Source organism: Haloferula sargassicola, assembly GCF_040362925.1.
Lineage (GTDB): Bacteria > Verrucomicrobiota > Verrucomicrobiia > Verrucomicrobiales > Akkermansiaceae > Haloferula > Haloferula sargassicola.
The window spans coordinates 1-11,928 of sequence record NZ_BAABRI010000008.1 but is presented as its reverse complement, the minus strand read 5'-3'; the positions used below and the strand labels follow the sequence as shown (position 1 = coordinate 11,928).

The 11,928-nt window shown below is 65.5% G+C and carries 9 protein-coding genes and 1 tRNA gene; 1 reads left to right on the top strand and 9 read right to left on the bottom strand.

What is annotated here, in order from left to right; translation table 11 throughout:
- Positions 1–25 precede the first annotated feature (25 nt).
- The 9 genes from rfbB to ABXH26_RS08070 form a co-directional block, all read right to left on the bottom strand.
- A complete protein-coding gene (rfbB, locus tag ABXH26_RS08110; protein WP_353566550.1) occupies positions 26–1,108 on the bottom strand; it encodes a dTDP-glucose 4,6-dehydratase in 1,083 nt (360 codons plus the stop codon).
- Between the two features lie 92 nt (positions 1,109–1,200).
- On the bottom strand, positions 1,201–3,399 hold the full coding sequence (locus ABXH26_RS08105) for an HAD family hydrolase (protein ID WP_353566549.1): 2,199 nt from the start codon (positions 3,397–3,399) through the stop codon (positions 1,201–1,203).
- Positions 3,396–4,166, bottom strand: a complete 771-nt coding sequence (locus ABXH26_RS08100; RefSeq protein ID WP_353566548.1) for an HAD-IIB family hydrolase — start codon at positions 4,164–4,166, stop codon at positions 3,396–3,398. Before ABXH26_RS08100 ends, ABXH26_RS08105 begins: the two co-directional genes overlap by 4 nt.
- Positions 4,167–4,422: 256 nt before the next feature.
- On the bottom strand, positions 4,423–7,017 hold the full coding sequence (locus tag ABXH26_RS08095; protein ID WP_353566547.1) for a glutaminase family protein: 2,595 nt from the start codon (positions 7,015–7,017) through the stop codon (positions 4,423–4,425).
- A gap of 129 nt (positions 7,018–7,146) precedes the next feature.
- Positions 7,147–7,776, bottom strand: coding sequence for a hypothetical protein (locus ABXH26_RS08090; protein WP_353566546.1), 630 nt, complete (start codon positions 7,774–7,776; stop codon positions 7,147–7,149).
- 73 nt (positions 7,777–7,849) lie between these two features.
- Positions 7,850–9,226 (bottom strand): class II fumarate hydratase, encoded by a 1,377-nt coding sequence (gene fumC, locus ABXH26_RS08085; RefSeq protein ID WP_353566545.1) that lies wholly within the window; start codon positions 9,224–9,226, stop codon positions 7,850–7,852.
- A gap of 104 nt (positions 9,227–9,330) precedes the next feature.
- Positions 9,331–9,422, bottom strand: a tRNA-Ser gene (locus ABXH26_RS08080).
- 71 nt (positions 9,423–9,493) lie between these two features.
- Positions 9,494–10,357 (bottom strand): formyltetrahydrofolate deformylase, encoded by an 864-nt coding sequence (gene purU / locus ABXH26_RS08075; protein WP_353566544.1) that lies wholly within the window; start codon positions 10,355–10,357, stop codon positions 9,494–9,496.
- 40 nt (positions 10,358–10,397) lie between these two features.
- Positions 10,398–10,928, bottom strand: a complete 531-nt coding sequence (locus ABXH26_RS08070) for a hypothetical protein (RefSeq protein WP_353566543.1) — start codon at positions 10,926–10,928, stop codon at positions 10,398–10,400.
- 144 nt (positions 10,929–11,072) lie between these two features.
- Between ABXH26_RS08070 and ABXH26_RS08065 the strand changes: the two genes are divergently transcribed.
- The gene (locus tag ABXH26_RS08065; protein ID WP_353566542.1) at positions 11,073–11,576 is read left to right on the top strand and encodes a glycine cleavage system transcriptional repressor; all 504 of its coding nucleotides are present in this window, start codon (positions 11,073–11,075) and stop codon (positions 11,574–11,576) included.
- Positions 11,577–11,928 lie beyond the last annotated feature (352 nt).

Genomic DNA, 11,928 nt, shown 5'->3' with positions numbered 1-11,928 from the left:
CCGCTCAAGCGAGCAAATCCCGGAATCACGAGGATGGCACCGCCCCGCCGGCGCCGAGGCGCTCCAGCCGATAGCCGCCCGAAAGAATACCCCGCCACCAGTCCTCGTTTCCAAGATACCACTCCACCGTCTTGCGAAAGCCGGTCGCGGCGTCCTCGGCCGGTTCCCACCCCAGTTCATCGCGCATTTTCCGGAGGTCGATGGCATAGCGGAGGTCGTGACCCGGGCGATCGGCGACGTGGCGGATGCGGTCGGCATGGGGCTTGCCATCGGGGCTTGGCCGGAGTTCATCGAAGATCGAGCACAGCAACCGCACCAAATCGAGGTTCCGCAGTTCGTTGTGGCCGCCGATGTTGTAGGTTTCCCCGGCCCGTCCGCGCCCGAGCACGGTCCACAGCGCCTCGGCGTGGTCGCGGACATGGAGCCAGTCGCGGACGTGCTCGCCACTCCCGTAGACCGGGATTTCGCGGCCCTCCAGCGCGCGAATCAGCACCACCGGAACGAGCTTTTCAGGAAACTGATAGGGTCCGTAGTTGTTGGAGGAATTCGTGATCAGAACCGGAAGACCGTAGGTGTGGCACCAGGCCCTGACCAAGTGATCCGAGGCCGCCTTGCTGGCGCTGTAGGGCGAGTGAGGGTCGTAGGGCGAAGCCTCGGTGAAGGCTTCCGCACCGGCCGCCAGCGAACCGTAGACCTCATCGGTGGAGACATGCAGGAACCGGAAACGCTCGGCACGGCTGGCGGGAAGTTTCCTGTAATAATCAAGCGTCGCGGCGAGCAGGCGGAAGGTCCCGACGATGTTGGTCTCGATGAATGCCGCCGGACCATCGATCGAGCGGTCGACGTGCGACTCGGCGGCGAGGTGCATGATGGCATCCGGCCGGTGCTCGGCCAGCACGCGGGCCATGGCGGCGGCGTCGCCGATATCGGCGCGCACGAACAGGTGGTCCGGATGGCCCGCCAGCTCGTCGAGCGACCGCAGGTTGCCGGCGTAGGTCAGCTTGTCGACGTTGATGACCCTGAGCCCCTTTTCCAGAACCAGCAGGCGCACGAGGTTGGCGCCGATGAAGCCGGCGCCCCCGGTCACGAGTATCGTTCGAACATCCATCTTCCGTCCCGGGACGGATTATCCCGGAATCGTCCGCTCGGGGAAACGACAATCCTTCCCCGCCCGCCGAAGTTCCGTTTCCCGCCGCCCGCTCAGGTCAGCAGTTCGATGTCCGGCACCGCCTCATCGTCGCTGGTCGAGCTTTGCCCCGGCAGCGGCGGCGGTTCGCCCTCAAGCACGCCGTAGTGGTCGAGGCCTTCGAAAAGCCCGGCCAATCCGGATTCCTTGCACTTGTAGAGGCGCGGCCGCGACTTGAGCCGGCGCAGGACTTCGTCGGCATCCTTGGCGATGGCCGAAAGGTTCCGCCCGCGAACCATCGAAACATCGTTGCCATAGATGCCATAGCAGTAGATCCGGGCCGGATCGATGCCCCACTTGTACTCGAGATAGCGGAGGGAAACGTCCTTCCCCGAGCGCACCGGCACCACATCGAGGTAGGAGTTGGCGGTCATCATCACTTTTCCGGCCACGCCTTTCTCGCGAAGGTGGGAGACGACTTCAGCGGTCGTCGGACCAGTTTCCTTGCAGCGGAAATACGAGACCTTGAGCTCGTGTTGGTTCTCATCCGGCTGCAGTTCCAGCCCATTGAACCCGGCCAGGGCCTCGAGCACATGCTCGCGGCTCCACCGATGGCGGACCTGCTTTTCCCACACCTCGTCGCGAACCCGCGCGCGGCCGTAGTGGATGGTCGCGCCCAGTTCGGCGATCACGAAGGAAGGCTTCGGCATGTTCAGCCGCTCGATCACCGCCCACGCCTCGTCATAGGAAAGCCCGGTCACGAAGCCGAGCCCGAGCCGCACCGAGCCGTCGACCGGATCAAAGAGATGGCGCCAGCGCTCGATCAATTCCCCGGGCTGGTGCTCGATGTCCGGGGGCAGGTCCATGACCACCCAGTGGTCCGCCTGCGCCAGCGTCTGCCGGGTGCCCTGGTGCCATTCGCGCGGGGCCGGCGGCAGCACGCCCTCGAGCTCGTGCAGGTAGTGCTCCACGTGCGCGTCCCACGAATAGTGCTCGCGCACCAGCCGGTGGCCGCGGTGGGACAGCTCTTTCTGTCGTTTCGGATCGGAAAGGATGCCCTCGATGGCGTTGCCGATCGCGGCGGCATCCAGCGGATCGACCAGCTCGCCGTTCTCGCAGTTGGCCAGGATGTCGCGCGGACCGCCATCGTGCGTGGCCACCAGCGGCAGGCCCGCGGCGGAGGCCTCGAGCAAGGTCAGCCCGAAAGGCTCGGTGAAGGCCGGGTTGACGAACACTCCCTTGCGCTCCGCCGCCCAGCGGTAAAACCCGGCCACTTCGTGCGACTCGTGCTTTTTCGGGATGGCACACACGCCGTAGAGGTCGAGGTCGTCGATCTTCCGCAGCAGCGAGGTCCACACCTTGCGGCCGCCGGAAGGCAGCTCGCTGATCTTGTCACGATTGCCGCCGATCACGACCAGATTGGCGTTTTCCCGCAGCCAGGCGTTTTCGCCGAAGGCGCGGACCAGCCCGACGAGGTTTTTCCTCTCGTCCGCCCGCGCGATGGTCAGCACGGCCGGCTTGGACGGATCGTCGAGGAAACGGGAGATCTTTTCGTCCACCGCGGCCATCACGGCGGGGTCGCCCTTGCCGTCGAAGCGAGTCAGATCGACCCCCGGCGGAATCACCTTCATGCGGTCGGCGGCATATTGATCGTACATCGAATACTGCTCATCGACCTCCTGGCGGGTGCTGGTGCAGACCATCGAGGCGGCATCGAGGCTCAGCTCCTCGGCCTCGATGCGGGCGGCGAGGTTGTAGCGCTTCTCGATGTCCTCGGCGGACGCGCCGCCCTCGATGAGGCGCTCCCGTTTCACGCGACCGAGCGAATGCCCGGTGAAAACGAAGGGACAGCCGAGCACCGCCGCCACCTGGCGGCCGACGTAGCCGGCATCCGCGTAGTGGGCGTGGACCAGGTCCGGCACGCGCTTTTCGCGGCGCAGCCAGGCCAGCGTGCCATCAATGAAACTATCGAGGTGACGCCACAGCACTTCCTTCCGCAGATATCTCCGCGGCCCGGCCTCGATCCGGCAGATATCGCCCGAGCCGCCGAGCAGCTCACGGTCCTGAGCGTAATCGACCGAGACGTGGCGGTCGAAGACCTTGCGGGTGACCAGCGACACGCGCCCCACCTCCTCGCGGCGGGCCAGGGCTTTCACCAGCTCCAGCACATAGAGGCACTGGCCGCCGGTGTCGGGATCGCGTCCGAGTTCGAGGTTCGCCCCGCGGATCAGGCCGTGGATGGAAAAGTGGAGGATATCGAGTTTGCCCTTCATGAGTTGGTGGCCGGGATTTCCTCCCGGATGACGCCGAAATGGATGAGACCCTCGAGCACGCCGGCCGCGCACTCGCCGCGGGCCGCATAGACGGAGCTGCCGCGGATCGCCTCGCGCAGTTCGGGCTCGGCATTGCCGACCGCGATCCCGCGCACGCCGGGTTCGAGCAGCATGCGGACGTCGTTGCCCGTGTCCCCGGCGGCCACGGCCTCATCGGTGCCGAGGCCGAGGTGGCCGCAGATCCAGCGCAGGGCGTTGCCCTTGTTGGCAGCCAGCGGCAGCACGTCCAGATCACGGGCGGAGGAATAGATCACTTGGGCGCCGACCCCAGCGTCCGCCAGCGCTTGTTCCAGCTCCGCTATCTGTTCCGGCGAGGCTCCATGCCAGAACCAGCTGCTTTTCCACGGATGCTGCTGCTCGTCCGGTTGCGGATCGATGCCGGAGAACCCGCGCACCACCCGGTCCACCGTCCCGCGCTCCCAGCCCTGGTCGAGTTCGGTGGAAAACTCATCCAGCCGCTTCTGCTCGCGCGCGTTGAAGATCATGGTGCCCACGCCGCCGATCACATAGTCGGGCATCGGCAGGCCATGTTCGGCGGCCACCTTCAGGGCATCGTCGAGCAGCCTTCCGGTGCTGAAAACGAGGATCGGTCGATCCGGCGGGAGTGCCTCCCAGGCGGCCCGCAGCCGGCGGGTGGCTTCCGGTACGCCGAGCAGGGTGCCATCGATGTCCGAGCAAAGCAGGCGGACGGGTTTCTGGTTCTCCATCGGCCGCAACCTAGCAGAGAACCGGCGACCGACAAAGGAAAGGTCCCGCGCGAATTCCCGCGTCCGGCCTCACGAGGTCACCCTGCGGAGGTTCCGGGGCGCGGCCCGCCGACGTTTTCAGGGCCACAAGGGTTCGGAAGAGGGGGTTGATTTCGCCGGATGAGGGATCCTTCCCAAGCAAAGCGGGCCACGAGCCGACTTTCGGCCCGTGACCCGCGAGTGCTTCTTGGGTTGATGAAATGAACCGCCGGGAAGCTTACTTCTTTTTCCCGGGCTTCACCTGCACGAGGCCGGCATCGATGTACTGGCCGCCCTGGGTCTGATGGCAGTGGATGGCGAGGGTGTTCTTGCCGCGCTTGAGCGCCGCCTTGGCCTTCTGGGACAGGTCGAAGATCTCGTAGCTGGTGTTGAAGCCTCCCAGGGTCGCGGCGCTGACGCCGTTGATGAAGATCTGCGCTTCCTCATCGTGGAAGACCCACAGCTTCACGTCGTCCGGGGCACCGGTCGGGAGTTCGAACTCGCGGCGGATCCAGATGTCGCCGGAGGTCCACTTGGTCCGGTTCTTCGCGTTGGGGGTGCCATCGGCGCCGAAACCCCCGGCACCGGTTTTCCACGAACCGGCGTCAAAGTCCGGCTTCATCCAACCCTCGTCGGGTCGGTCGAAGGTGTAGGCCCATTGGATGTTGGCCTTTTCATCCCCGGCCTCGACGACCGGCGTGATCACCGGCGGGATGTATTCGGGCATGGGTGCCCACTTGGCGGCCTTGGTCCGATCGCGGCCGGCATACTTTTTCCACACCTCCTTGTCGTAGAGGGCGCGGAGGAAGACGCCCCCGACCACCGGCCGGGCGGTGAAGCCGCGCTTCTTGGCGGTGGAGGTGAAATACCAGTCGGTCATCGGCGACCGGTCCGGCGTTTCATTGAGGAAGCGGAACACCGGCGAAACCAGCGCATCGAAGTCCCCGCGCTTTTCGGTGAGGGTGGCGGTCCACAGGATCCAGTCGAGCTTGGTGTAGTCCGAGCGGTTGTCGAGGGGCAGGCCGTACTCGTTCTGCTTGGACTTGTAGTAGGTCATCTCGGTTTCGAAGACCTTCTCGGGGAAGAGGTTGAACCCGAGGATGCGGTCCCACACGAGGTTGTATTTCTGGCTCCAGGTATCGGCCCGGTCGAAAGCGAGCCGGTAGTGGTCGCCATCGTCCGCCTCGACCACCCAGCGCTCGGCGAAGCGCTTGGCCGTCTCCAGGAAATCCTTCGCCTTGGCCTGGTCGCCGCGCATCTCGCAGAGCTTGGCGAAGGAAGCGAGGCCGCAGATGGCCTTGGCACTGAGGTTGACGTTATGGGCGAGGTGGCCGGCGAAGTCGTCGGTGCAGAGCTGGTTCGGCGGATCGAAGCCTTCCTTCTTCAGGTAGTTCGCCCATTGCTCGAGGCGTTCCCAGTAAGGTTCGGCGAACCCGGCGTTGCCCTCCATTTCCGCGACGGCGGCGAACAGGATGAGCAGGTTGCCGCTCTCCTCGACCGGCATCTGGTTCTCCTCGCCGGTCTCGCCACCACCGTAGACCTGGCCGTTGGCCAAAGGATAGGTGCCGAGGTCGTGCGGGGCGAAGGGGAACTTCCAGCGGTCGCTCTTGGCGTATTCCATGAACGGCACGATGAACGACTTGGCGACGGTGGGGCCCATCAGCAGGAACTGGGGAGCCATCGGGTAGAAAACGTCGGAGGTGGCGATGCAGCCGTTGGAGTGGTTCTCCTTGGAGAACTGCAGCGGCTGGCCGTTCTGGTCGGCCACGAACTTGCCGGCCGCGAAGCACTGGCGGTAGGCCAGCGAGGAAAGCTTCGCATACTGGATGCCGCCCATCTTTTCGAGGTCGGCGAAAAGCTCCTTGTCGAATTCTTCGCAGTGCTTGCGGATCGCCTCGTATTGCTTGGCGGAGGCCGCCAGCAGGTCCTTGGCTTCCCAGCCGTCCTTGCGCCAGTAGGGACGCAGGTTGGTGTGATTGTACTGGATCGAGTAGATATCGTCATAGGCCAGCATCAACCAGGTCGAGACGGGCTTCTCCCCGATCTTCAACTCCTTGAGCACGAGGCCCGCGCCCGCCTGGTCGGCATGTTCGGCCTCACCCTTGTCGGAGGTCGCCTTGACGTCCGCCGTGGCAAAGGAAAAGGCCATCTCGGCAGGCTTGGCGAAAGCGGTGGTTTCGGTGGCCGACTTCGGCGCGGCCACGTAGAGGAAGCCCCAGTCGATGCGCAGATCGTCGCCCTTCTTGCCGAGGATCCGTTGCTCCTTGGAGCCGATCTTCAGGACGGACAGTCCCTCGTCGGTGCCACCCTCCCATTGCACCGCCTGGTGGGTTTCATTCACGGTGAGTTCGCCGGATGCCGCGAAAAACACCGACACGGTGTGCTCCTTGCCGTCGGTCGCGGATGCCTCGTAGGTGAGATAGGTGACCGGGCGGGAGAGCAGCGCCATGTCCTCAGGCAGCGCCGGAGTCATGAAGGTCAGCCCGATTTCCACACCCTCGCCTTCGAAACGATAGACGGTGCGGGTCGGAAACACGCTGAGATCGGTCTGCTCCAAGGCAGGCACCGAGGCGGGCGAGCTGCCCATCAGGCGGTAGGACTTGCCGTCGATCTTCACCAGGCTGCTCAGCTGCTGGCGGCGGCCGGTCCAGTGGGTGGTTTCGGTGTCGGTCAGGTGGTCGGCAGGCGACCAGATGCTGAAATAGGGATCGCAGGCGACCAGCGGCGTGGCCGGCGGGATGAGCTGGTTGGGATCCGACGGAGCTTCGCGCCCCAGCACGGGGCCGGCCGCGAGGGTCAGCGCGGACACGGCGGATGAGATCAGGATTTTCATGATGGCGTGGATAATGGCCGGCTGCGTGACCGGTCGGCCCACTCAAGCTGGGCAATTCCGTGCAATCAAGGGCTCGAGCTGTCACCCGGTGCACCAGACCATATCGAAATCCCACCCGCCGACCCGGGTTCAAAGGTCGATCACGATGGTGGGGACGGTGACGACCTCAATGATCTCATGACGCGGCTCGTAGACCCTGATCAAACGGTCGCCGTAGAGATAAAGACGGGTGTGGTCGGTGTAGGGGACGCCGGGGATCAGGTTCGCTTCAATCGGCACCAGACTGCCGAGCCAGATCCCGTCGAGGACGTGGCCGGGTTGCAGTTTGTCACGCCAGCCGGGAGGCAGGGGCTTGCCATGGCGAAGTCGTTTGGCGATTCCGGGAGGCAGGCCACCATCGCGGTCCCGGTAGTTGGAAAAGTAGTGCCGAATGCTCTGGCGCTGGGCATCGGTGAACCGGTGGTCCTGCCCATTGTGCCTGCCCACCGGGGCGGCGGCTGCGGGCTTGCGGTCCTTGCCGGCGACCACCTGCGACGGCCGCGCCTTGTGGCCGGCACTTTTGTCCGGCCCGGTCTTCCCGTGCGCCTGCGCCCCATGGCCGTGACTTTTCTTGGAGTTTCCCGGACGGCCCTTGGCGGCTGCCGGAGGTCCGCCGCCCTTGTCCTTGTTTCCCTTCCCCGGCTTTGCCTCCGAGGGAAGAACGACGAGACTTCCAGCCGCCAAAGCAGCCAACCCAAAACGGAATGCGGTGGTTTTCATCACCCGCCACCATCGGCGGTCCGGCAAAAATCCGCCATTGGATCCTTGCACGAAATGGTGTTGCGATCCGCACTCACCCATGCGGCCGTGCCATTTTTTCAGGACGCATCAGGCGATCGAAATCCGCCTCGGATACCCCGGCGGCCAGCGCTTCCTCGCGCAGGGTGGTGCCGTTGGCATGGGCCGCCTTGGCGATCGCGGCCGCGCGGTCGTAACCCATCTCGGGCGCGAGCGCCGTGACCAGCATCAGGCTGCGGTTCACCAGCTCGCCGATGCGGCTGCGGTCCGCCTCGATCCCCGCCACGCAACGCTCGCGGAAGCTGTCGGCGGCATCGGCCAGCAGGCTCATCGACTCGAGCAAGGTCGCGATCATCAGCGGCTTGAAGGTATTCAGCTCGAACTGGCCCTGGCTGCCGGCGAAGCCGATCGTCGCATCGTTTCCCATGACCCGCAGGCAGACCTGGGTGAGCGCCTCGCACTGGGTCGGGTTGACCTTTCCCGGCATGATCGACGAGCCGGGTTCGTTGGCCGGCAGCCGCAGCTCGCCGAGGCCCGACCGGGGCCCCGAGGCCAACAGCCGGAGGTCGTTGGCGATTTTGAAAAGCGAGCCCGCCACCGTCTTCAGCGCGCCGGAGAGAAAAACCAGCGCGTCGTGGGCGGCCAGCGCCTCGAACTTGTCCGGAGCGGAAACGAAGGGCTCGCCGGTCCGGGCGGCCAATTGCTCGGCCATGCGCCGGGCGAAGCCGGAGGGGGTATTCAGGCCGGTGCCCACCGCGGTTCCCCCCTGCGCAAGAGGAAAGAGCCCCTTCAACGCCGAGCGGATCCGCTCGATCCCCGCCGCCACCTGCCGCCGATACCCGCCGAACTCCTGCCCGAGCATCAGGGGCGTCGCGTCCTGGCAGTGGGTGCGCCCGATCTTCACGATGTCGGCGAACTCCTCCGACTTCGCCCCCAACGCATCCGCCAGGGACTCCAAGGCCGGCAACAGCCGCGTCCTCGCCAGCTTCATGGCGGCCAGGTGCATCGCGGTCGGAAACGAGTCGTTCGACGACTGGGACCGGTTCACGTGGTCGTTCGGATGCACCTTCGAGTCCCCGCCCAGCTGATGCGTGGCGCGATGGGCGATCACTTCGTTGACGTTCATGTTCGACTGGGTGCCGGAACCGGTTTGATAGACCACGAGCGGAAACTCGTCGTCCCACCGGCCATCGATCACCTCCTGCGCCGCGGCGACGATCGCCTGCGAAAGCCCGGCATCCAGCTCACCCAGTTCGGCGTTCACGATCGCGGCCGCGCGTTTCACCTCGGCCAGCGCGTGCACCACCTCGATCGGCATCCGCCTGCCGCCGATCGGGAAATTCTCCAACGAGCGCTGGGTCTGGGCACCCCACAACTTATCGGCAGGCACTTGGATTTCGCCCAGGCTGTCTTTTTCCACTCTCCACTCCATGGTCCACCAACGCTCAGGTTCCCGGCTTCGTCCAGTCTCGGGAAAACCCGGGCGGCGGGCCAAAAACACCACCGCCCCTGCCCGGTCGAATCGGGCAGGGGCGGTGGCGGAGAGAGTGGGATTCGAACCCACGGTAGGTTTAACCCTACGCACGATTTCGAGTCGTGTGCCTTAAACCGAGCTCAGCCATCTCTCCTTGGCGCCGCTGGGCGGGGCGCGGTTTTTAGCAGCCCCCGCCGCCTTGTAAAGCCCTCGATTGCGCCGTTTTCAGTCCGGAAAAACGATCGCCCGGTGACCATCAATGATCGTCCGGTCGTGCACATGGTAACGGATGCCGCGCGCCAGGGCCGCCCGTTCGCAGTCGCGCCCCAGCCTCACCAAGTCCTGCGGTGTGTGGAAATGCTGCACCCGCTCGACCTGCTGCTCGATGATCGGCCCGGCATCAAGGTCGGCGGTGACATAGTGACAGGTGGCACCGATCAGCTTCACACCCCGCTCGTAGGCTTGCCGATAGGGATTCGCCCCGATGAAGGCAGGAAGGAAGCTGTGGTGGATGTTGATGATGCGGCCGTCGTAATCGCGACAGAAGTCATCCGGCAGGATCTGCATGAAGCGGGCGAGCACCACCAACTCGACGGCCTCGGCGGAGAGGATCTCACGAATCTTCCGAAAGCCCGCGTCCTTCCGGTCGCCATCCATTTCGACGAGGTGAAACGGAAGCCCTGACTGCGAGGCGATCTCGCGGCAGTCGGTGCGGTTGCCGATCACGGAGGTGATTTCCACCGGCAATTCCCCCAGCCGTGTGCGCCAGAGCACTTCGTTGAGGCAGTGGTCGGTCTTGGTGACCAGCACGGCGGTGCGCATCTTGTAGGGCAGCCGGCGGAAGTGCCACTCGGCCTTCATCGCCCGGCCCAGCGTGCCGAAGCCCTCGATGAAATCCTCGACCTCGACCTGCAGGCCGCCGGTTTCGATCTCCAGCCGGGAAAAAAACCGGCCGCTGAGCTTGTCGGTGAACTGGGCGAACTCGATCAGGTTCGCCGAATAGCCGGCGACGTAGCCTGAGATCTTGGCGACGATGCCCGGCTGGTCAGGGCAGCGGAGCTTCAGGATGAGGCCGGGGCGGGTCGACATGTCGGCCGGACAAAAGCGCGCGCCCCGCGGGAAGACAAGCTCAGGGCGTGTCGGTCTCCCACTGGCTCCGAACCAGGAGAAGCTCGTCGCTTTCCCCACCCGCGGCAGCGGCCCGGTCGATGCGCACGGCGGGCGCCTGCAAGGTCGGCTCGGGATCTGAAGGCATGGCGGAAATCCACACGGCGGTCATCAGGACCGCTGCGGCGATGCCGGAGCCGAGCACGATGGCGAGCCCCTTGACCGAGGTCCGGTCCGCCTTTTGCACCTGAGGACCGCGCGGGCGCGGCGCGGCGGCACGGCGCTCGCTGGCGGCAAAGGCTGGATGGGTCCCGGCTTCCAAAATGGCGGGCTCCAGCTTGAGATCGCGCCGGATCCTGAACGGGGCCTTCTCTCCCAAGTCCGAGCGCCCGGCGAAGTCCGCCATTTCCTCGGCGGGATGCTGGGGCAGCACCGACATCGGACCCACCAACAGCTGGCGGACCACCGACTCGGCGACAAATTCTGTTTCGATTTCCCGCTTTCCGGCGTCTTCCGCCACGGGCAATGGGGCGAGGGTGTCAGGGAGAATCATGGCAAAACCATTTATTTCGTTCAGTTTTTGCGTAAATAGCAGGTTCGGTCAAATATCAATTTTTCTTAAATGAATGGGCGCGCCTTCCCTCTTTCGCTGCGAATTCCATCGATCCCCGACGCTTGCTGTGTTTCGTATCCGGTCATGCAAACCTGCGTCGTGATGACGGTCCTCGCGCCCGACCGGACGGGCATCGTGAAATCCATCTCGGAAACGGTGGCGGCGCATGGCGGAAACTGGCTGGAAAGCCGGATGGCCCGCCTGGCCGGGCAGTTCGCCGGCATCCTGCGGATCGAGTGTGCGCCGACCGATGTGGACGCGATGGTATCGGCGCTGGAATCCCTCGAGGGGCTCTCGATCCACACCAGCCGTGAGGAATTCCCGGAAGACACGCATCGCGATCTCATTCACCTGGACGTGGTGGGGAACGACCGGCCCGGCATCGTGCGTCAGATTTCGGCCGCGGTGGCAGGTGTGGGAGCGAACCTCGAGGATTTGCAAACCCGGCTCGAAAGCGCGCCGATGGCGGGGCATCCCTTGTTTCACGCCATTCTCACCGTGTCGCTTCCGGCGGGCATTGCGCCGGGTTCGTTGACCGACTCGATCGAGCAACTCGGCGAGGATCTGGCCGTCACGGTCGTCGAGTAAAGAAAGGGGCGGCGGGCATGGACCGGGGCGGCGGGCATGGACCGGGGCGGCGGGCATTGACCTGGGGCGGCGGGCATCGACCGCCGGGCTGGAGGGGAGAGATGGTCAGGTCTGCAAGCGGCTTCGAGGTCCCGGGGGCGGTATACGGGCGCTATCGGAGTTGCCTGTGGTCGACCCCGTGGGAACTCGAAGCAACCCGAAGAACCCACGGCTGCCCCCACCCAGCCCGGGGGGGGGGGGGGGGGGGGGGGGGGGGGGGGGGGGGGGGGGGGGGGGGGGGGGGGGGGGGGGGGGGGGGGGGGGGGGGGGGGGGGGGGGGGGGGGGGGGGGGGGGGGGGGGGGGGGGGGGGGG